Here is a 22,055-nt window from a genome sequence, read left to right on the forward strand (position 1 = left end):
TCACACCTCAATCGTTTTCGGACGGCGCCGTTCAAACCACATGACGATCATCAGGCGGGTGACAAAGATCGCGGTGAAGACCGAGGTCATGATGCCCAGACCCAGGGTGATCGCAAAGCCGCGCACCGGGCCGGAGCCCATGGCAAACAGGATCACCGCGGTGATGAATGTGGTGATGTTGGCGTCCAGAATGGCGCTCAGCGCCTTGGAGTAGCCTTCGTCAATCGCCTTGGCCGGGCCGCGGCCTGCCTTCAGCTCTTCGCGGATGCGCTCAAAGATCAGCACGTTGGCGTCCACCGCCATGCCAACCGTCAGAACGATACCTGCAATGCCCGGCAGGGTCAGCGTGCCGCCAATGAGGCTGAGCATGCCGAAAATCAGCGCGATGTTCAGGATCAGCGCCACATTGGCAAAGAGCCCGAACAGGCCATAGCTGAGCCCCATGAACACCAGCACTGCGATAAAGGCCACGATGGTTGCGATCTTGCCCGCATCAATGCTGTCCTGGCCCAGTTCGGGGCCGATGGTGCGCTCTTCCAGGAACACCAGCTCGGCCGGCAGCGCGCCTGCGCGCAGCAGCACCGCCAGATTGGTGCTTTCCTCGATGGTGAAGTTGCCGGTGATGATGCCGGAGCCGCCCGGGATGTGCGACTGGATCACCGGGGCCGAGACAACCTCATCGTCCAGCACGATGGCAAAGGGCGAACCGATATTCTCAGCCGTGTAGTCCCCGAACCGGCGTGCACCGGAGGTGTTGAAGCGGAACGTCACCGCAGGCTGGCCGTTCTGGTCGAACGACGGCTGTGCATCCACCAGGTCTTCGCCAGTGACAACGGCAGCGGACTCGATGGTGTAGTAAATGCCTTCTTCGTCCAGCGACGGGATCACTTCGTTACCGATACCCGGAGCTGCGTCCGGATCACTGCCGCGGCCCGCAACCGGGTTGAAGGTCAGCTGTGCGGTGGTGCCGATAATCGCTTTCAGCTCCGACGCGGAGCCGATGCCCGGCACCTGGATCAGGATCCGGTCAGCGCCCTGGCGCTGAATGGTAGGCTCGCGGGTGCCGACCTCGTCGATCCGGCGGCGCACGATTTCCAGCGACTGGCGCACGGTGCGGTCGTCCGAAGCGATCTTTTCCGCCTCGCTCAACTGCACCACCAGGATATCGCCCTCGGCCGAGACCTCGATATCATTGGCGCCGACACCGGTCAGCGTGGTGATCGGATTTGCCAGTTCCCGCACCACTTCCAGCGCGCGAGCCATGCCGTCGGGCTTGGAAAGCTTCAGGCGAATCTGATCGGCAGAACCGGGCTGGCGGCGGAACGTGCCGACAGTGGAACGTTCGGGCCGCAGCGCATCACGCACCTCCGGCCACAGCGCATCCATCCGCGCTTCGTACACATCGCCGACCTGTACTTCGGCCAAGAGATGCGCACCGCCGCGCAGGTCGAGGCCAAGGTTCACCAGGCCCGACGGCAGATACGACGGCCATTGGTCCGCCACTTCCAGCCGCTCCGGCGTCTCGCCTTTGGCGATGATGTCGGCGGCGGCGTCATTGGCCTGCTCGACGCGGGTATAAAACCCGTTTGGCAGGGCAAGCATGATACCAGCTGCGCATACCAGCCAGATCAGCACCCTCTTCCAGAGATCAATTTGCAGCATTGCCCTGCCTTTTCAGATCGTTGCGGGAAATGCTTAAGACGCAGGCTCAGTCTTGTTCAGAACCTGTGCAATGGTCGCTTTGACCACGCGCACTTTGACGCCTTCCGCGATTTCCACTTCGATCTCGCCGTCTTCCTTCACCTTGGCCACCTTGCCGATGACACCGCCCTGGGTGACCACCTGGTCGCCGCGGCGCAGGCCGTCGACCATCGCCTGATGCTGCTTCATCTTCTTCTGCTGCGGGCGGATCAGCAGGAAGTACATGATCGCGAAGATCAGGATAAGCGGGAGAAATTGGGCGACTGCGCCACCGTCCATGGGATATTCCTTCTGTCAAAGCGGCATGGGGTTTCACGCCGGAATTTTGCAGCGGAACCTATGCGTTGAGGGGAAGGGTTGCAAGGCTCACAGCCGCCCCAAAGAAGCCAAATCCGCCCCCTGGCACGGTTGTTCGCTTTTCAGAAGGCGTCCAGCCCTCCTGGCGCAGGACTATTGGGTGCTTCCGGCTTCCTTGAAACCCGGCAGCGAGATTGCAGCCTGAGCGCTAGAACCCTGCTCTGGAGGCCTGATCAAAGCCTCCCACACTGCGCAAATCAACGCTTCCAGAACCGTTTCGGCTTGGGCTTTTGTGCCTTGAGGTGCTTCTTCAATTCGGTAAAGCCGCCAACCTTAACACCATCGATGAAGATAAGAGGCGTTGTGGTGATGTGGTGCTTGTCCTTGAAAGCATCGGTTTCGCGGCGCGTTCGGAGGATGTGCTCCTCAACTTCGAACTTTTCGCGATGCAGAAGATCCCGGGCGGCTGTGCCGTAGCCACAGGTGTAGTTGGGCAAATCCATGCGGTAAAGTACGGCCTTAGGCATTTGAGCGGTCCCTCTTGTTCCCGGCCGATTTCGGGTGTTGGCTCCTCTTGCGCAAGACCGGATTGATCACTTTGGCGTGGGCTTGAAATAGCTGTTCGCCTGTCCCCTTTGCCGCAGTCTACTTTCCTGCTCTTTGGCAGCTCAATTTGCATTTCCCAAAGGAGTACTGAACCGGAGTTCGATTTGCACAAGCTGCAACTCAGGAACAGTCTGGATCCACTGGGCTCCCCCCTCTTCCCCTTTCTTCACCCTTGCGTCATAGGATGGGTCTACTGATTCAAATACCATTCAACGCTAGGAGAGACTCTCATGCATGACATCCGCGCTATCCGCGAAAATCCTGCCGCTTTCGACGCCGCTGTGGCGCGGCGCGGGGACGCGGGCGTGTCATCCGGGATTCTCGCTCTGGATGAGGCGCGCCGGGCCAAGATCCTGGCAGCCGAGACCGCTCAGGCTGAGCAGAACAAGGCCTCCAAGGAAGTCGGCGCCGCCAAGGGCCGCGGCGATGAGGCCGAGTTCGAGCGCCTGCGCGCGCTGGTGGCTGAGAAAAAGGCCGAAGTGGCGGCCATGAATGCCGAAGCCAAGGAGCTGGACCAGCAGTTGACCGATATGCTGGGCACCATCCCCAACCTTGCGTTCGAGGATGTGCCGCTGGGCGAGGATGAGGACGATAACGTCGAAATCCGCCGCTGGGGCGAGCCGAAGGAATTGGGTTTCGAGGCCAAGGAGCATTTCGAGATCGAAGGCGTGAAGCCGGGCATGGATTTCGAGACCGCGGCCAAGCTTTCGGGCAGCCGCTTTGTGGTGCTGTCCGGCGCGGTCGCCCGCATCCACCGCGCGCTGGCGCAGTTCATGATCAACACCCATGTGGATGAGAACGGCCTGACGGAAACCTGGACTCCGGTGCTGGTGCGCGAAGAGATGATGTACGGCACCGGCCAGCTGCCCAAGTTCGGCGAGGACAGCTACAAGACCACCAATGGCTGGTGGCTGGTGCCGACCGCTGAGGTGACGCTCACCAACATCGTGAACGGCATGACGGTCGAGGAAGGCTACTTGCCGCGCCGTTATGTGGCCCACACCCAGTGCTTCCGCTCCGAGGCGGGCAGCGCAGGCAAGGACACCGCCGGCATGCTGCGTCAGCACCAGTTCGAGAAAGTCGAAATGGTCTCGGTCACCCATCCGGACAAAAGCGTCGAGGAGCATGAGCGCATGACCCGCTGCGCCGAGAACATCCTGGAGCGTCTGGGCCTGCCCTACCGCACCATTGTTCTGTGCACCGGCGACATGGGCTTTGGCGCCCGCAAGACCCACGACATCGAGGTCTGGGTGCCTGGCCAGAAGACCTACCGCGAGATCTCTTCGGTTTCGGTCTGCGGCGACTTCCAGGCCCGCCGGATGAACGCCCGCTTCAAACCTGCGGACGGCGGCAAGCCGCAATTCCTGCACACCCTGAACGGCTCCGGCCTGGCTGTGGGCCGTTGCCTGATCGCAGTGCTGGAAAACGGCCAGCAGGAAGACGGTTCCGTCAAGCTGCCGGAAGCACTGGCTCCCTATCTGGGCGGCAAGCTGACCCTGACTGCGGCGGGCGATCTGGTCTGACCGCCTGGCATCTCTGAAACAGGAAAACCGGCGTTTTCACAACGCCGGTTTTCTTTTGAGAACAAAAGCTTCCGCCTACTTCCTCTTTTTCTTTTTCTCAGCCGCCTTGGCATCAAGAATAGCCTTCGCCTTGGCTTTTTCCTTCTCGATGGCTTTCTTGGCCTTTGCCTTCACTTTTTTGGCCTTCTGCTTGGCCTTGATCCGCGCCTCTGCAAATTCCTCAGCCAGAACAGCAGCCTTGCGCTTGGCCTTGGCGGCCTTTGCTTCAGCCTTGGCCGCCTTGATCTCTGCGGCCAGTCTGGCGGCTTCAGCTTCAGCAAGCCTTGCCTTCATTTCCAGCTCGGATGCGGATGGGCTGCGGTCCTGGTCTGCAGCCTGGACCGAAGAGGATTTGGTTTTCTCGTCATCTGCCGAATTTGCGTCAGGCCCGGGTTCCGCCACCGTCTCTTCCTCCATCAATGCCACACGCTTCAGAACTGCGGCCCGCCTCTCGCCGATACCGGGTATCCGGCAAAGATCTCCATCATCGATTGCGGCCAGTTCCTCAACCGTTGCCACCCCATGCGCCCGCAGGTGCCGGGCAAGAGCCGGTCCCACTCCGCGCATGTTCTGAATTGGCGTCATCTCCGCCTCATCCTTCATCCCTGCAGTCCCGTCCGCCATCAAGCGGCCATTCTTGCACACCCAGGCTTATCCGGGAAAGGGCACGAGGCATTTCTTTTCTTCGTCCCAAAGTTTTAGCGTTAGCGCCCGCACAGCTTCCGGGAATTTGATACGGCGCAGCCCCATCTCCTCAGGCAGGCTGTAATGGCACTCTCGCAGCCGGTAGGACGGGATGCGGGCATTGTAATGGTGAATATCGTGCAGGGTGATATTGGCCACAGCCAGGTCGAAGAACCACCCGAAGTCCAGGCAGGAAGACCCCTGCAAGGCTGCCACCTGCGGGTTCAAATCCGGGCGCCGGTCCCAATAGGTGTCCTCGAAATTATGCTGCAGATAAACCAGGAACACGCCGATCATGCCGCCCAGGAAGGAAAATGCCAGCCAGACCCAGATGCCGGTCATCCCTGCCGCCCAGTAAAGCAGCGCCAGCATTGCTACAATCACCAGGTTGTGCAGGATCACGCCCAGCACACCAAAGCGCACCGTATTCTTGGGCCAGCGGTAGCGGATGAAATAGGTAAACGCCGCCCCCACGGGAACCAGGACCAAGGGATTGCGGTAAAGCCGGTAAGCCAGCCGCTCCCAGAATCCGGCCGCGTTCCACTCGCGCAGGGTCATGGTATGGATTTCGCCGGTTTCGCGGTGCTCCAGATTGCCGATATTGGAATGGTGCAGATTGTGGTTCTGCTTCATCACCTCAAAAGGCGCAAAAGTGAACGGCGACAGCACATGGCCCGCAATTTCGTTCTGTGTGCGGGTTTCAAACAGCGAGTGATGGCCGGTGTCGTGCTGCAGTACGTAAAGTCGCACAGCGGCAAAGGCAAAAACCAGCCCTGCAGGCAGCATCACCGCCCATTGCCCGGCATAGGCAACGGCTAGACCCAATGCCGAGAAATAGACTGCAAAAGTCCCGAAATAGCTGAGCGACGCCAGCCGGTTGTCCTTTGCGCAATACTTGCGGGTGTGTGCCCTCAGATCCATGAATTCGCTCATAAATTTGCAATGTGACAGCCACGCAAAAGACGCAGGCTCCCCAAGGTTGATTTTCAGATAATCCCGCCTTCTCCAAAGACAAGGCTACTGGCAAACAAACGCTTCAACTGCAGGGTTAGCAAATCCGGACCGTGATGAGAATGCGGCCTGTTGCCGGCCGGATCGAAACGGCAAAAGACCGCCCGCAACGGGGCGGAACGGCAAGCGCCGCCCGTCAGGGCGGCGCCGGGCCCAACGGGCCAAGGTATTCCATGAATGCCGCAGGCCGGGCGGGAGTACCCCCGCCGCCGGCTGAGGTCAGCTGCCGCGCTTGTTCAAATGCTTGGCCAATGCGCCCGCGTTCTTTTGCCGCTTGCCTTTATAGGGGTTCTTGTCCCCCTGCCCGCGCATATACAGGCGGATCGGCGTGCCGGGCATGTCGAAATCTTCGCGCAGGCCGTTGATCAGATACCGGTTGTAGCTGTCCGGCAGCTTGTCAGGATGCGAGCACATCACCACAAACCCCGGCGGCCGGCTCTTGGCCTGGGTCATGTAGCGCAGCTTGATCCGCTTGCCCTGCGGGGCTGGCGGCGGGTGCTGCTCCAGCATGCCAACCAGCCAGCGGTTCAGCGCCGCAGTCGGCACCCGGCGGTTCCAGACGCCATAGGCGCGCATAATCGCTTCGTGCAGCCGGTTGAGACCCTTGCCGGTCTTCGCTGACACCGTCACCAAAGGCGCCCCGCGCAGCTGCGGAAGCAGGCGGCCAAAGGCCTCCTTCAGATCCCGCAGTTTTTCCTGCTTGTGCTCTTCTGCGTCCCATTTGTTGACCGCCACCACAACCGAGCGCCCCTCGCGCTCCGCCAGGTCGGCAATCCGCAAATCCTGCTGTTCAAACGGAATGCTGGCATCCAGCAGAACCACGACAACTTCGGCAAATTTCACCGCGCGCAGACCGTCGGAGACAGAGAGCTTTTCCAGCTTTTCCTGCACCTTGGCCTTCTTGCGCATGCCTGCGGTGTCAAACACCCGCATCGGCACGCCGTCCCAATTGACCCGGAGCGAAATCGCATCGCGGGTGATCCCGGCCTCGGGGCCGGTCAGCAGCCGGTCCTCGCCCAGAATCCTGTTGATCAGAGTGGACTTGCCCGCATTGGGACGGCCGACAACGGCCACCTGCAACGGCTTGGCATCAGTCGGGACCGGAATGACCTCTTCCTCGTCCTCGCCGATTTCCTCATAGACCTCAACATCGGTGACCGGTGAATGGTCTTCGGCTTCCGCCTCAAACTTCTCTGCAAGCGGCTGCAGAATGCCATAGAGGTCCGGCATCCCCTCGCCATGCTCGCCCGACAGCCGCAGCGGCTCGCCCAGACCAAGGCCATAGGCTTCCAGCACACCGGCCTCGGCGGCATTTCCCTCGGCCTTGTTGGCGGCCAGGATCACATGCGCGGACTTGCGGCGCAGGATGTCGGCAAAGATCTCGTCGGTTGGCGTCACCCCGGTGCGCGCGTCGATCATGAACAGGCAGATGTCGGCCATATCCACCGCCCGCTCGGTCAGACGGCGCATGCGGCCCTCCAGCGAGTTGTCGGTGGCGTCTTCCAGGCCCGCGGTGTCGATCACCGTGAACCGCAGGTCGCCCAGCCGCGCCTCGCCTTCCCGCAGGTCGCGCGTCACCCCTGGCTGGTCGTCGACCAGGGCCAGCTTCTTGCCCACGAGGCGGTTGAACAGGGTGGACTTGCCCACATTGGGACGGCCCACGATGGCGAGGGTAAAGGACATCAGACCAACTTTCTGCGATTCAGACGCGCCCCATAGCGCATCTCAGCGGCAACCGCCAGAGCTCAGCGGTATGCCAGCAAATCACCCTTGGAAGAAACCACGTAAAGCGTGCGGCCCGCAACCACCGGCGCGGTGGTCGCACCGCCCGGCACCTCGACCGTGCGGGCCAGGCTGCCGTCCTCGGGATTGAAGAACCGAAGCAGCCCGTCGTTGGAGGCGATAATAATCTGCCCGCCCGCCAGCACCGGACCGTAGTGCACATAGACTTCGCCGCGTTTGCCCGGCTTGTCTTTCAGGAACCCAGGAAGTTCTACCGCCCAGACCACCTCGCCGCTATCGGCATCAAGGCGCAGCAGCTTATTCTGGTCGCTCACCTGGAACAGGCTGCCGCCTGCAGGCCAGGCGGTGCCGGCCGCGCCTTCGCGCGCCGTCCACAGCCGGTCGCCGGTGTCCAGATCAATTGCCACTGTGCGGCCCGAGTTGTTGCCCGCGTAAAGACGCTTGCCCGAAACCACCGGCGCGCCGGTCACATCGCTGATCCGCGACAGGGTCTGGCCGGTGCGCTGGCCGGAGACAGACGCGCTCCACCGCCGCAGCCCGCCACGGCGGAAGGTGGCAATCAGATCGCCGGAGCCAAAGGCAAAAATCGCCAGATCCCGTGTCACAACCGGTGCCGGTGCCCCCAGGATATTCGACGCTGAAGGCGAGCCTTCGATTTGCCAGGCGATACGTCCGTCCTTGGCATTCACCGCCCAGCCGGTCTCATCGCCGGCAACCAGATAGACCAAGCCGCCGCTGACGCGCGGCTGGCCGGAGCCGGTGGCTTCCAGCTCCTGGCGCCAGATCAGGCTGCCGTCCGACGCATCCAATGCGGTCAGCACTCCGAAACCTGAAGAAATATAGACGACACCATCGTCGTAAGCCAAACCGCCGCCTGTGGCCTGGCCTTCATCATCCACGGCCGGAATCAGCTCGCTCTGCCACAGCACCTGGCCCTGCGGGGAAACCGCCGAGACCTGGGCGTCGCTATCCAGTGTGTAAATGCGTCCGCCGCCAACCACAGGAGTTGCGGTGATCCGGCGGCGGCGCCCGTCGCCCTCGCCGATTGACGCCGACCAAATCTGCTGCGGCGCGGCAGAAAGCGCCGGATGCGCGGTGCGGCCGGCCTCGGCGCCATGGCCCTGGGCCCAGTCGGCATTGGCAACCTGTTTGGGCAGCGAAATAGCGCGCGCCTGGTTGACTACCCCAACCGCGGCTTCCGGGCGGATGTCCTCGCGCTCGCCGCGCAGAATGATCTCCTCCTCCGCGCATGCCGCCAGAACAGCAGCCGCTGCGGTTCCGCACAAAAGCGCCCGTGCCCGGGAGAAAGTCTTTGTTGTTGTCATTGCCCTGCCCTGTCTTCTGCCGTTCGTGTTCCGCAACGTCCCATCCGCGGAATGCCTTTTCCCTTGAGGTTACCCCTCTGGCGCAGCAGCATCCCCGACGGTGCCGCCAAGCGCCACAATCACCTGAGTTGCGCGCTCTTTCAAGTCTGTGCTGACCGCGGCGTCTGCAGCGATCTCCTGCAGACGGGAAATTGCGGCCTCATTGTTGCCTTCCTCGACATCCAGCAGCGCCAGCTGCTCGGACGCCAGGAGCGCCAGAGGCGATCCCGGCTGGGCCAGCGCTTCATACTGCAGGCGGCGGTCCGCAACGCTCAGAGTTTCAGATTGAAGTGCCAGCGCCTTGAAGCTGGCAATATGCCGGTAGATCAGCGGCAGTTCTCCATTGACGGCCACCGCTTCCAATTGAGCAACGGCTTCGGCAGTTTTGCCCGCATCGGCCAAGGCAGCCGCCTCAAGCATGTTCAGAATGGCCGCGCCCCCGGTGCTGTCCGCCGGCACTGCGGCCAGTGCGTCGGCCTGGCTTTGGCTTCCGTCGACTTCAAGCGCCGCCGTGATCGCATCGCCCAAGGCCTCGGCCGCGGCCTGATCCTTCGCCTTGTTGTACTCGCGGAGTGCAGCGCCGCCGACGATCAGCGCCACGGCAACACCGCCAATCCAGCCATAGCGCTTCAGCATCAGGTAGAACCGGTCACGGCGGACCTCTTCGGTCACCTCATCGATAAAGCTGTCGGTATCGCTCATGAAAAGCCCCTGATATGCGCGGCCCGGGTCTGCGCCCATGCCGTTTTGAATACGTCGCGCCCCTCTTACCGCGCCTCTGAGGCCAAGCCAAGTGGCCCGTTTGCACCGGAAACACCTGCCGCAGGGCCAGAAAAGCAAGAAATGTGAACTGAACCACTTAGTTTAGAATGGACATCGCCTATATGAAGTCTATCACATACGCGCGAGTCCCCTCGTGATACGCCCGGGCCTGCGGCCACGGCAGCCGTTCAGGGGATCAGACAGGAAACAGGAAAGGCCCGACTATGCGTATCGTACCGGTACTGACCGCCGCAGCGGTGATAACCGCCCTCTATCTGGTGGTGATTGAGCGCGACGATCTGATGGCCTTTGCCCGGGGGGAAGATGCCGCTGCGGCGGCTGACGCCAGCCCCGAACCTGCCGGCTCGCAAGAACTTGCCCAGGCCGAGGACAACCGTGTTGGCGTGGTTGCGCTGCACAGCAAGGCACGCACCATCGGCAGCGCGGTGATCCTGCGCGGCCAGACACAGGCGATCCGCCAGGTGGAAGTGCGGGCCGAAACCACTTCCACCGTGATCTCCGACCCATTGCGCAAGGGCGCACAGGTCAAGGCCGGCGATCTGCTGTGCCAGCTGGATCCGGGCACCCGGCCCGCCATGCTGCTGGAAGCCCAGGCCCGCCTCAGCGAAGCACGGGCCCGCATTCCAGAATCGGAAGCCCGCCTCGAAGAAGCCCATGCCCGCCTGAAAGAAGCCAAGATAAACCTGACAGCCGCCTCCAAACTGTCCGAAGGAGGCTATGCCTCTGAAACCCGCCTGGCTTCGGCTGAGGCGGCGGAACGTTCCGCGGTAGCAGGCATCGCCACTGCTCAGAGCGGTCTGGAAACCAGCCGGGCCGGCATTGAAGCCGCTGCAGCCGCCGTTGCCAGCGCTCAAAAGGAAATCGACCGGCTGACCATCAGCGCTCCGTTTGACGGCCTCCTGGAAAGCGACACTGCCGAACTGGGCAGCCTGCTGCAGCCCGGCAGCCTTTGCGGCACCGTGATCCAGCTTGATACCATTAAACTGGTTGGCTTTGTGCCCGAGGCAGAGGTGAACAAGGTGACGCTGGGCGCTGACGCAGGCGCCGAACTGGCAACCGGCCAGCGGGTCCAGGGCAAGGTAACCTTCCTCAGCCGCTCCGCGGACCCCAACACCCGCACCTTTGAGGTGGAAATCACTGTCCCGAACCCGGATCTCAGCATCCGCGACGGCCAGACCGCTGACATCGCGATCTCTTCGGCCGGCCGGCTAGCGCACAAGGTGCCGCAATCGGCGCTGACGCTGAACAACGAAGGCCAGCTGGGTGTTCGTGTTGTCGGCACCGACAGCACCGTTGAATTCTACGCTGTGCAGCTCCTTCGGGATGAGGCCGACGGCGTCTGGCTGGGCGGCCTGCCCGAAACTGCCGATGTGATCGTCGTCGGTCAGGATTTTGTCACCGAGGGCGTCGCTGTGGCGGCCACCTACCGGGAGGCTGTACAGTGATTGGCATCGTTGACTGGGCCGCCGGCCGTGCCCGGATGGTCCTAGCCTTTATTGCAATCTCGCTGCTGGTCGGCGGGTTTGCCTATTCCATGCTGCCCAAAGAGGGTGAGCCCGACATTGAAATTCCGGCCCTGTTTATCTCGGTCCCCTTCCCGGGCATCTCGGCTGAAGACTCCGAGTCGCTGATGGTCAAGGTGATGGAGACCGAGCTTGCCGATCTCGACGGGCTCGACAAGATGACCTCCACCGCCGCCGAGGGCTATGCCGGGGTGGCACTGGAGTTCGAATTCGGCTGGGACAAGACCGCGATCATGGCCGACGTGCGCGACGCCATGGACAAGGCCGAAGCCGAGTTTCCGGATGGCGCCGAGAAATACTCGATCACCGAGATCAATTTCTCGGAATTCCCGATCGTCATCGTGAACCTGACCGGTGCCGTGCCAGAACGCACGATGGCCCGTATCGCCAAGGACTTGCAGGACGACCTTGAGGCGCTGGATGCGGTGCTGGAGGCCGGGATCGCCGGCAACCGGGACGAAATGGTCGAGGTGCTGATCGACCCGCTGCGGCTGGAGGCCTACAACGTCACCGCACTGGAGCTGATCAATGTTGTGCAGAACAACAACCAGCTGATCGCAGCGGGTGAAGTTGAATCGAGCCAAGGCGCCTTTTCGGTCAAGATCCCCTCTTCCTTCGACGACGTGCAGGACATCTACCAGCTGCCGGTCAAAACCAACGGAGACCGCGTAGTCACCCTTGGCGAACTCGCGCAGATCAACTTCACCTTTGAAGACCGCGAAGGCACGGCCCGCTTCAACGGCGAGGACACGGTGGCGCTGCAGGTGGTGAAGCGCAAGGGCTACAACCTGATCGACACCGTCAACCTGGTGAAAGAGACAATCCAGACGTCCAAGGCCAAATGGCCGCCGGAACTTCAGGCCGCGGTTGAGGTCGGCACCTCCAACGACCAAAGCCGCGTTGTCGGCTCGATGGTGAGCCAGCTTGAGGGCTCGGTTCTGACCGCAGTGGCACTGGTGATGATCGTCGTGCTCTCCGCGCTTGGCAGCCGCGCTGCCCTGCTGGTGGGCTTTGCGATCCCCACCTCCTTCCTGCTGTGCTTCGCATTCCTGGCTCTGATGGGTGTCACCATTTCCAACATGGTGATGTTCGGCCTGATCCTCGCCGTCGGCATGCTGGTCGACGGCGCCATCGTGATCGTGGAATACGCCGACAAGCGCATCAAGGAAGGCTCAGGCCCGATGCACGCCTATGTCGAGGCGGCCCAGCGGATGTTCTGGCCGGTGGTGTCTTCCACCGCCACCACGCTTTGCGCCTTCCTGCCGCTGCTGTTCTGGCCCGGTGTCCCGGGCGAGTTCATGGGCATGCTGCCGGTCACCATGATCTTCGTTCTGTCCGCCTCACTGGTGGTGGCGCTGATCTACCTGCCCGTCATGGGCGGCGTTACCGGCCGCATCAGCCGCACCTTCGAGGGCGCCTCCCGTGCCCTGCGCATGGTCGCGCCCTGGTGGCTGCGCGCGCTCCTGGTCCCTGTGGCCATGTGGGGCATGTTCGCGGGTGCCATGCAAATGCTGAACCCGGCCTACCTGCTGAGTTCCGGCGCAGGCCTGGGCGGCGTGCTGTTCGGCGGGCTGTTCTTTACCCTGTCGGCCTTTGCCGCCTCCATCACCCTCAGCGCGGTGAAGATCGAGCGCGAACAGACAGAGGCCGCCCCCGGCTACCGCCACACGCCCTTCGGCCATGTGATCAAGTTCATTGCCGGCAACCCGATCATGCCGGTGGTCACCATCGTGGCTGTTGTAATCGCCATCTCTACCGTGTTCACGGCCTATGGAGAGAACAACCGCGGGGTCGAGTTCTTCGTGGATTCTGAGCCGGAACAGGCCTCAGCCTATGTCCGCGCCCGCGGCAACATCTCGCTGCACGAAAAGGACGAGATGGTCCGCGCCGCCGAAAACATCATCATGCAGCACCACGCGGTGATCAATGTCTTCTCCTTTGCCGGCGACGGCGGCCTCAACACCGACAGCTCCGGCGCCCAGCTGCCGCCGGACACCATCGGCCAGGTCCAGTTCGAGATCATCCCCTGGGAGGACCGCCCCACCCAAACCGAACCGCTGGACGGCTGGTTCGGCGGGCTGATGACCGAATATCTGGGCTTTGAAAAGGAAATCATTGCCGAGGAATACGACGGTAATACCGTTCTCGATGAGCTCAGCGCTGATCTGGCCACGCTGCCCGGATTCGAGGTTGAGGTCCGCGCTCTGGCGCAGGGTCCCGCAACCGGCAAGCCGGTGCACCTGCGCCTGCGCGGCGATGGCTGGGAGGATCTGACCTCCGCAACCCTGGCTGCACGCGAGCATTTTGAGAGCACCCCCGGCCTGATCCTGATCGAGGACAGCCTGCCGCTGCCCGGCATCGACTGGCAGATCGACGTGGACGTCGAGAAGGCTGGCCGCTACGGCGCCGATGTGGCGACCGTGGGCGCCATGGTGCAGCTGGTGACCCGCGGCATCCTGCTGGACACCATGCGGGTCGACAGCTCTGACGAAGAGATCGATATCCGCGTCCGCCTGCCCGAGCACGACCGGGTTCTGTCCACTCTGGACAGCCTCAAGGTCCGCACGCCCGACGGGCTGGTGCCGCTTTCCAACTTCATCACCCGCAAACCGGTGCCGAAGCTGGCCCAGATCAACCGCATCGGCCAGGAGCGGTATTATGACGTGAAGGCGGATGTGGCTGCCGGCCTTAGCAAAGTCGAAGTCCAGGATCCGGACACCGGCGAGGCCGCACGCCTGGCCCTGCTGAAGGAACTGCCGGAAGGCAGCGCCGCGGCTGGCGAAACCCTCACTGCCCCGAACGGCAGCACGCTGGAACTGGTTCAGCTGACCGGTGCCGAAAGCTTTGACGCCGTCCTCGCCGCATTGGAAAAAGATGCCCGGATCGTTCCGGTAAACCCGAATGAACGGATCGGCATCATCACCGAATGGCTGGAGACCGACCCGCTGCCGCGCAGCATCAGCTGGGAATGGACCGGCGATCAGGAGGAGCAGGCTGAATCCGGCGCTTTCCTGTCCAAGGCCTTTGCCGGCGCGCTGGCGCTGATGTTCGTGATCCTGCTGGCCCAGTTCAACAGCTTCTACAACTCGGTGCTGGTGCTGCTGGCGGTGGTGCTGTCCACCACCGGTGTTCTGATCGGCATGCTGGTGATGAACCAGCCCTTCTCGATCATCATGACCGGCACGGGCATCGTGGCGCTGGCAGGCATCGTGGTGAACAACAACATTGTTCTGATCGACACCTACCAGGAATACGCCAAAAAGATGCCGCGGATCGAGGCGATCATCCGCACCGCCGAAGCCCGCATCCGCCCGGTGCTGCTGACCACCATCACCACCATGGCAGGCCTTACCCCGATGATGTTCGGCGTCAGCCTGGACTTCATCAACGGCGGCTACTCGATCGACAGCCCGACCGCCCTGTGGTGGAAACAGCTGGCCACCGCCGTGGTCTTCGGCCTTGGCATCGCCACCGTGCTGACCCTGGTGCTGACACCTTCGCTGCTGGCACTGCGGGTGTGGTTCTCCACCTATATGCGCGCGCTCGGGCGGGCACTGTCACGGATCACCCGCGGCCGCTCCAGCCGCATTGCGCAGGACAGCCGTCTTTTCAAGAAGGCCCGCAAACTGCCTTCGACCGAAATCCAGTGGGTTGAGGACGAGGCGCCTGCCGCACCTGAAGGCGGGGCAGAGGAAGGCGAGCCTGAACCGCCTGCCCCCCAAGGCCGCCTGCGCGCCGCAGAATAACAAAAAGCCCCGCTCAGGCGGGGCTTTTCCTTTGCTGCAGCCGGGTAAAACCGGCCTTTGGCAAAATCAGTCGGTGAAAGTGTATTCGCCCAGCTCGCACAGATCGAGGCCGAAATCCTCGGCCTCGGACCCGTCCGAGAACCCGCCGCGGATGTCGTAAACGCAAGTGGTCGCCCCGTCGGCGATCAGCACCCCGATCTCATAGCCCGGCGCCAGGTAACCGCCGTCCAGCAGGTTCTCTTCCCAGCTGTCCGACGAAGCAGGCGATACGTTGAATTCGACCAGATCGGCGCTGCTTTCGTTGACCAGCAGGAAATCCAGATCTTCGGCAAAAGCAGGCGCCTGGAAAGCCAGCAGAGCTGCAGCGGAAGCGGCGGGCAGTAGTTTCTTCATCTAATAGTCCTTTCAGCCGGGCCGCACGGCGCCATGCCGAAGGTCCCGGAATAGATGCACTTTAAATTCGGTTTTTCACCGGTCAATGGGGAAACCTCCCGGCCGCTTCCCCGGTTCTGTTTCAATGCCAGCAATTGCCGGCATTCACGGTTCCGCAGGGAAACTCTGCTAGCTGCTGGCGGAAAAGCAAACAAACCGGGGAAGCTGCGTATGGCAAGGGATCACTTCATTTGGAAGGGGCTTGCGGGGGCGGCTGCCCTGCTGCTGCTGTCCGCCGGCACCCGCATCATCATGCAGCCTGAACCGCACATCCGGCCGGCCGCCGTTGTTGCCCCCAACGGCCAGGAGGCCCGGTCCACAGCCCTGATCGTGTCCGGATCCAACGGCTGGACCGGGGAATTGGCGGCCCGGGCGCAGCGCCTGTCGGAAATGCATACGCTGGTGATCGGTGTCGACGGGGCAGAGCTGCTGGCCCAGGCTGGCGACTGCGCTGCCGCCGCTCCGCTTCTGTCGGATCTTGCGCGCCGGATCCAGCAGCAGGAAGGCGCCCTGGCCCGCACCCCCGTGCTGACCGGCTTTGCTGAAGGCGCCGCCATTGCCCTGCACGCCGCCGATGCGGCGCCAGAACGGTTCAAGGGGCTGGTCACGGCCGGGTTCACTGCGCCGCAATCGTTGTGCGATGGCACGGCGCTGACCCAAGCGCAGCAGGGCAAAGCCCCGCTGCGCTGGCTTGACGTGGTGCAGCCGGACAGCTCATCGGTTGCCAAAGGTGTGGCCGGGGCAACTGTCGTGCTGCCGGAGCCCAGCCCCCGCCGGGCCTTCTACCAAAGCTACCTTCGCCTCGCAGGCACCGATCACGCCTTTGACACTCAGACCGAAGCCACAGGCTCCGGCCTCGACGGGCTGCCGCTCACCATCCATCAGGACAGCAGCGCTCCAGACACCGGCACCTATGCCATCTTCCTTTCGGGCGATGGCGGCTGGGCGAATTTCGACGAACAGATTGCCGACCGGCTGGCTGCCCGCGGAATTCCCGTGGCCGGCATATCCAGCCTCCGCTACATGTGGCAGGAAAAGCAGCCCGAGCAGATCGCTTCTGACCTGGTTCGCATCGATACCCACTTCCGCAATGCCTTTGGGCGCGACCGGGTCCTGCTGCTGGGATTCTCGCTTGGTGCAAACACCCTGCCGTTTGCCGCCGCCAGCCTGCCTGCCGGGGTGCGGGCAAGGCTGGCAGGGATCGGTTTGATTGCTCCGGAAACCCATACCGGATTTGAAATCGTGGTGGGCGGCTGGCTAGGCCAGCAAACCGGCTCGGTAGAAGTTGCACCTGCCATCGGTGCGCTTGCAGGCAGCCTGCCGCCGGAACGGGTGCTGTGCCTCTATGGCCGCAAGGAAACCGTCAGCGCCTGCCCCGTTGCCCGCCTGCCCGGCATGCAGCGGGTGGCGTTCGACGGCGGCCACCATCTGGGCAAGGATTATGACCGCATTGTGCGGACGCTCATAGCAGTAGCCGGGCACGATGGCTGACCGCTTAGCTTCCCTTCTCAGCCGCAGCATTGCGAAAGGCACGGGATCGGAAGCAGCCGGTTTTGGGTTTCAGCCCCCGCCCGTTCGCCAGATTTACTACTAAAATTCTAGTCTTTTAGCGGATCCGGTGCAGGTTCATTTGAGGCAAAACAGAGAAAGTGCATAACCTTTTGATTTTCATGCATTGTCGCATGCGAACCTCCATTTCGCACCTCAGTTTCGCAGATCCAGCCGCTGAAAAAACCTGCGATATGCGGCATTCGGCTGCGATAAATGCCGCATATTCAGGCACTTCCGGCACAGTCGTTCCTTCCGCCAGGCCGGCATACATCTTCAATATTCACGATATGTTATCGTTTGCATGTAAAGGAACCAGCAGGGGCGGATCCCTTGCCGCTCCACGTGTTCTTTTTCGGTTGGGGAAAACAAAATGTCTTTAAGATCGCAAATCCTCGCACTGATCGCGATCCCTCTCATCGCCCTGGCGGGTATTGGCGGGTTCAAGGCCTATAACGACTGGGGGCGCTACCAGGCTGCCCAAATTACCCAGGCTGAGACCCAGGAATCCATAACCCTCCTAGAAGTTGTTCACTATCTGCAGGTCGAGCGCGGCCTCTCAGCTGTCTACCTGTCTTCAGGCGGTGAATCCGCCGGTGCAGATCTGGACAGCACAAGGGGCAAGGCAGATGCCGCCAAAAACATGGTGCCAATCTCCGCCGCCGACACGCTGAAACACTTGAACAGCCTGACTGCCCTGCGCCAATCTGTCTCCGCTCTGGAACTCAAGCCGGCCCAGATGGGGGCGCAGTACTCCAAGATCATCGCCAATATCCTGAAAGATGTCAGTGTACAGCTTCTGCATCAGAAAAACGCCGATCTCGCGCAGCTTAGCTCCGGCCTTGTCAGCCTGGCCTACGCCAAGGAAGCCGCAGGGCAGCAGCGTGCTGCAGGCGCCGGCGGGTTCGGCAACGGCAGCTTCAACCTGAAACTCTACAGGTGGTACACCCGCACCGGAGCTGTCGAAAAGCAGCTTCTTGACATTGCCGGGCTGGCCCTGACCCAGATGCTGCCCGGTCTGGAAATCCGCCAGGGCCTGGCGCCCACCGGCTTGCCGGGCATCCGCGAGCAGGTGCTTGAGGCCGGCCCCGGCGCCCCGGCTCCTGCCTACACGTCGCGGGACTGGTTCGACCGCGCAACACGCTGGGTCAGCTCGCTGCATGATGTGAACAAAATTGTCTCCACGGCAATGATCACCATGGCGCAGCAGGAAGCCCAGGACGCCCGCAACGCACTGATCCTTACCCTGGCCGCGGTTTCCGTCTCATTGATCACCAGCGCCGTCATCGGCCTGCGCCTGATCACCGCTTTCACCAAGCAGTTCAGCGCCCTGCAGTCGGATCTGGACAAACTGTCCCGCAAGGAATTCGACTTTGAACCGGCCTATCTGGAATCCAAGACCGAAGTCGGCAAACTCAGCCGTGCAATGGAACAGACCCGCGCCGCACTGGCAGAGGCGGAAGACGCGCTTGCCAATATCGAGGCCAGCCGCAAGGCCGACCGCGGCGCCGTTGTCGGCAAACTGGACGACCACCTCGCCCGCCTGTCGAACCGCGATCTGGAATGCACCATCGACGAGGCTTTCCCGGAGGAATACGAGGAACTGCGCCAAAGCTTCAATCGCACCGTGAGCACGCTGAAGGAAACCATCGAGCAGGTGATCTCCGCCACCGGCAGCATCCACAATGGCGCCACGGAAATCAGCACCGCTTCGGACGATCTGTCGAACCGGACTGAAAGCCAGGCTGCAACGCTGGAAGAAACCGCAGCGGCTCTGGAGGAGCTTACCGCCTCGGTCAAATCCTCGGCCGAAGGCGCGCGCAATGTGGAAACCACCATGGAGGAAGCCCGTCAGGAAGCTGAATCCAGCGGCAAAATCGTGCGCAAGGCTGTGGCCGCGATGACAGAGATTGAACAATCCTCGGCTAAAATCTCGCAAATCATCTCGGTGATTGACGACATTGCCTTCCAGACCAACCTGCTGGCACTGAATGCCGGTGTCGAGGCCGCCCGTGCGGGCGAGGCAGGCAAGGGGTTTGCCGTGGTGGCTTCTGAGGTGCGGGCGCTGGCACAGCGGTCGGCGGACGCAGCAACCGAGATTAAGACCCTGATTGGCGACAGCTCCAAGCAAGTGAGCCAAGGCGTGGATCTGGTTGGCGAAACCGGCGAGGCACTGACCAGCATCGTTGACCGCGTCAACAACATCTCCGAACTGGTCTCCAACATCGCCGAAGGCGCCGCCGAGCAGTCAACCGGCCTCAGCGAGATCAACACCGGGGTCAGCCAGCTGGATCAGGTGACCCAGCAGAATGCTGCCATGGTAGAGCAAGCCACCGCGGCAGGCCACATGCTGCATACCGACGCCAGCAAGCTGGCTGATCTGATGGGGCGGTTCAATATTGCCGGAGTGGCGGTTTCTGCCGGCAACAGAGCTCCGGCCGCAGCGCCTGCCGCCCCCAGCGCCCATGGTGATGACATGGATTTTGATGCCGCAGTGCCAATGCCGGCGCAGGCCGCCAATGCAAAATGGGACGATTTCTAAACCCGTTCCAGCAACCAGAAATCAAAAAGGCCGGTCTCTGGACCGGCCTTTTTGGCGCGTAGCCGCCGCGCGTCAGGCCGCGTCCCGATCCGCCTGCTGCCGCTGCCACAGCCGGGCATAGCGCCCCTCAAGGGCCAGCAGTTCGTCATGGGTGCCTGTCTCGGCAATCTCGCCCTGCTCCAGCACCACGATCCTGTCGGCCTCAGCAATGGTTGACAGCCTGTGCGCAATGGTGATCACCGTGCGCCCCTGCCCGGCCCGCGCCAGCGCCTCTTTGATCTCCTGCTCGGTGTCGGTGTCCAGCGCTGAGGTCGCCTCGTCCAGCAGCAAGACCGGCGGGTTCTTCAGCAATGTCCTGGCTATCCCCACCCGCTGTTTCTCTCCGCCCGACAGCTTCAGCCCGCGCTCGCCGACCTGGGTGTCATAGCCCTCCGGCAGGCCCATGATGAAATCATGGATCTGAGCATCCCGCGCGGCCTGCTCAACCTCTGCCTGGCTGGCGCCGTCGCGGCCATAGGCGATGTTGTAGCGGATGCTGTCGTTGAACAGCACCGTGTCCTGCGGCACCACGCCGATCGCCTGATGCAGGCTGTGCTGGGTCACCTCGCGCACGTCCTGGCCGTCGATCTTCAACGACCCGCCAGTCACGTCATAGAACCGGAACAGCAGCCGTCCGATGGTCGATTTGCCCGAGCCGGTGGAGCCGACAATCGCCACCGTCTCCCCGGCCTCTGCCTGCAGCGAAACCCCTTTAAGGATTTCCCGCTCCGGTTCATAGCCAAAGCGCACGTTCTGCAGCGTGATCTGCCCGCCGTCCACCTGCAGCGGACCGGCGCCCGGCCGGTCGCTCACATCGGCGGGCTGTTCCAGCAAGTCGAACATTTCACCCATGTCCACCAGGCTCTGGCGGATCTCGCGGTAGACGGTGCCAAGGAAGTTCAGCGGCACGGTGATCTGGATCATGTAGGCGTTGACCATGACAAAATCGCCCACGGTCAGCGCGCCCTTTTCAACACCGATGGCCGCCATCACCATCACCCCGATCAGACCCGCGGTGATGATCACGCTCTGGCCAAAGTTCAGCGCTGCCAGCGAATAGGCAGTCTTCAGGGCTGCCTGCGCATAGCCCCGCATGGCCCCGTCATAGCGCGCCGCTTCACGCTCCTCGGCGACAAAATATTTCACCGTCTCGAAGTTCAGCAGGCTGTCGATGGCTTTCTGATTGGCGTCGGTGTCCTGCTTATTCATCTCCCGGCGCAGCTTCACCCGCCATTCGGTGACCGCAAATGTGAACCAGACATAAAGCCCGATGGTCACCGCCACCACCACCAGGTACCAGGCGTCGAACAGCACCGTCAGGATCACCGCCACCAGCGTCAGTTCCAGGATAAGCGGCCCGATGGAAAACAGCATGAAGCGCAGCAGGAAGTCGACGCCCTTTACCCCGCGCTCGATGATCCGGCTCAGGCCGCCGGTCTTGCGGGTGATGTGATAGCGCATCGACAGCCGGTGGATATGGGTAAAGGTCTCCAGCGCCAGCCGCCGCAGCGCCCGCTGCCCTACCGGCGCAAACACCGCATCCCGCAGCTGCTGGAAACCGGTGGTCAGGATCCGCGACATGCCATAGGCGACTGTCAGCCCGACCGCGCCCAGCATCAAGGGCGGCACGCCTTCATTCGCCAGGCTGTCGACCGCCCCCTTGTAGAGCATCGGCGTATAGACCGCGACCAGCTTGGCCAGCACCAGCACCGCCAGCGCCAGCACTACGCGGATCTTCACCGCGCGGTTGTCCTGAGGCCATAAGTAAGGCCCTACTTTCCGCAGAGTGCGCAGGCCTGAGCGGCGCTCCTCTTCGGCGATATCTGCTTGCGTCGGCGCTGAGGCCTGGTCGGTCTGGGTCATGGCTGTTCCTGGCTAGACCCTCAGAGATACTCACCCGATCACAGATTTGCGAGGGGCGCGCGCAAAAAACGCGCCGCAAGGGCGCGTTTTTGTTTCGTTATTCAGGGATGGCAAATACCTGTCCCGGATAGATCAGATCCGGGTCCCGAATCGCGCCGCGATTGGCCTCAAACACCCGCACATAAAGGAAGCCGCTGCCGTATTTCTCTTGCGAGATGGCCCATAGCGTGTCGCCCTTCTGCACCGTCACCGCCCGTACCAGCGGCGCCGGCTGATCCGGCGTTTCATCCCCGTTCGGCTTTGGCAGCGCCTCGGGCGCCTCGCGTTTGAACGGCGTTTCCAGGCGGCTTACCACTGCACCGCTGGTCAGTTCGATTTCATCCAGCCGCAGGGTGTAGATACCCGGCTCAACGCCCTCCAGCTGCCCGTTCCAGCGGCCATCGGCACCGGTTTCCAGCTCAGCCACCGGTGCATTGTCCACATAGATACGCACCCGCGACTTCGGCCGCGCCCGGCCTGTCAGCTCAACCCCGCCGGTGCCGTTATAGCTGATCGAATCCAGTGCCACCTCGTCGCTCAGCTCCGGATCGGCGGGAATCGCCGGCTGCACC

At 62.4% G+C, this 22,055-nt stretch carries 16 protein-coding genes; 5 read left to right on the top strand and 11 right to left on the bottom strand.

Features of this window, described 5'->3' with window-relative positions:
* The 3 genes from secD to RA20_RS14510 form a co-directional block, all read right to left on the bottom strand.
* Positions 1-1,662 (bottom strand): protein translocase subunit SecD, encoded by a 1,662-nt coding sequence (gene secD, locus RA20_RS14500; protein ID WP_039130108.1) that lies wholly within the window; start codon positions 1,660-1,662, stop codon positions 1-3.
* A gap of 33 nt (positions 1,663-1,695) precedes the next feature.
* Positions 1,696-1,980 carry a preprotein translocase subunit YajC gene (gene yajC / locus RA20_RS14505; protein ID WP_039130110.1) on the bottom strand — a complete coding sequence of 95 codons (285 nt, stop codon included), beginning with the start codon at positions 1,978-1,980 and terminating at the stop codon, positions 1,696-1,698.
* Between the two features lie 275 nt (positions 1,981-2,255).
* Positions 2,256-2,525 (bottom strand): glutaredoxin family protein, encoded by a 270-nt coding sequence (locus RA20_RS14510; protein WP_039130112.1) that lies wholly within the window; start codon positions 2,523-2,525, stop codon positions 2,256-2,258.
* 309 nt (positions 2,526-2,834) lie between these two features.
* On the opposite strand from RA20_RS14510, the gene serS reads away from it, so the two are divergent.
* Entirely contained in the window at positions 2,835-4,127 is a 1,293-nt protein-coding gene (gene serS / locus RA20_RS14515) for a serine--tRNA ligase (protein ID WP_039130114.1), read from the top strand.
* Between the two features lie 75 nt (positions 4,128-4,202).
* Here serS and RA20_RS14520 read toward each other — a convergent pair whose 3' ends face one another.
* The 5 genes from RA20_RS14520 to RA20_RS14540 all read right to left on the bottom strand — a co-directional run bounded on the left by RA20_RS14520 (position 4,203) and on the right by RA20_RS14540 (position 9,670).
* Positions 4,203-4,790: a helix-hairpin-helix domain-containing protein gene (locus tag RA20_RS14520; protein ID WP_241482264.1), complete on the bottom strand. Its 588-nt coding sequence runs from the start codon at positions 4,788-4,790 to the stop codon at positions 4,203-4,205.
* A 27-nt stretch (positions 4,791-4,817) separates the two neighbouring features.
* Positions 4,818-5,771, bottom strand: coding sequence for a fatty acid desaturase (locus RA20_RS14525; protein WP_039130516.1), 954 nt, complete (start codon positions 5,769-5,771; stop codon positions 4,818-4,820).
* A 309-nt stretch (positions 5,772-6,080) separates the two neighbouring features.
* Positions 6,081-7,544: a ribosome biogenesis GTPase Der gene (gene der / locus RA20_RS14530; RefSeq protein ID WP_039130117.1), complete on the bottom strand. Its 1,464-nt coding sequence runs from the start codon at positions 7,542-7,544 to the stop codon at positions 6,081-6,083.
* Between the two features lie 62 nt (positions 7,545-7,606).
* Positions 7,607-8,929, bottom strand: coding sequence for a PQQ-like beta-propeller repeat protein (locus RA20_RS14535; RefSeq protein ID WP_039130118.1), 1,323 nt, complete (start codon positions 8,927-8,929; stop codon positions 7,607-7,609).
* A 69-nt stretch (positions 8,930-8,998) separates the two neighbouring features.
* Positions 8,999-9,670 (bottom strand): hypothetical protein, encoded by a 672-nt coding sequence (locus RA20_RS14540; protein WP_039130518.1) that lies wholly within the window; start codon positions 9,668-9,670, stop codon positions 8,999-9,001.
* 284 nt (positions 9,671-9,954) lie between these two features.
* Between RA20_RS14540 and RA20_RS14545 the strand changes: the two genes are divergently transcribed.
* Both RA20_RS14545 and RA20_RS14550 read left to right on the top strand, forming a co-directional pair.
* A complete protein-coding gene (locus RA20_RS14545; RefSeq protein WP_039130120.1) occupies positions 9,955-11,196 on the top strand; it encodes an efflux RND transporter periplasmic adaptor subunit in 1,242 nt (413 codons plus the stop codon).
* Positions 11,193-15,020: an efflux RND transporter permease subunit gene (locus RA20_RS14550; protein WP_039130122.1), complete on the top strand. Its 3,828-nt coding sequence runs from the start codon at positions 11,193-11,195 to the stop codon at positions 15,018-15,020. The genes RA20_RS14545 and RA20_RS14550 overlap by 4 nt, the downstream gene beginning before the upstream one ends.
* 66 nt (positions 15,021-15,086) lie before the next feature.
* Here RA20_RS14550 and RA20_RS14555 read toward each other — a convergent pair whose 3' ends face one another.
* Positions 15,087-15,413, bottom strand: coding sequence for a hypothetical protein (locus RA20_RS14555; protein ID WP_039130125.1), 327 nt, complete (start codon positions 15,411-15,413; stop codon positions 15,087-15,089).
* A 210-nt stretch (positions 15,414-15,623) separates the two neighbouring features.
* Between RA20_RS14555 and RA20_RS14560 the strand changes: the two genes are divergently transcribed.
* Positions 15,624-16,943: an AcvB/VirJ family lysyl-phosphatidylglycerol hydrolase gene (locus RA20_RS14560; RefSeq protein ID WP_039130127.1), complete on the top strand. Its 1,320-nt coding sequence runs from the start codon at positions 15,624-15,626 to the stop codon at positions 16,941-16,943.
* A gap of 430 nt (positions 16,944-17,373) precedes the next feature.
* Positions 17,374-19,542, top strand: a complete 2,169-nt coding sequence (locus RA20_RS14565; protein ID WP_039130130.1) for a methyl-accepting chemotaxis protein — start codon at positions 17,374-17,376, stop codon at positions 19,540-19,542.
* 72 nt (positions 19,543-19,614) lie between these two features.
* Here RA20_RS14565 and RA20_RS14570 read toward each other — a convergent pair whose 3' ends face one another.
* Both RA20_RS14570 and RA20_RS26180 read right to left on the bottom strand, forming a co-directional pair.
* Entirely contained in the window at positions 19,615-21,444 is a 1,830-nt protein-coding gene (locus RA20_RS14570; RefSeq protein WP_039130133.1) for an ABCB family ABC transporter ATP-binding protein/permease, read from the bottom strand.
* Between the two features lie 97 nt (positions 21,445-21,541).
* The coding region (locus RA20_RS26180; RefSeq protein WP_039130135.1) for a LysM peptidoglycan-binding domain-containing protein at positions 21,542-22,055 on the bottom strand (514 nt) is incomplete at its 5' end.

This window comes from Leisingera sp. ANG-Vp (assembly GCF_000813725.1).
Taxonomy (GTDB): Bacteria; Pseudomonadota; Alphaproteobacteria; order Rhodobacterales; family Rhodobacteraceae; genus Leisingera.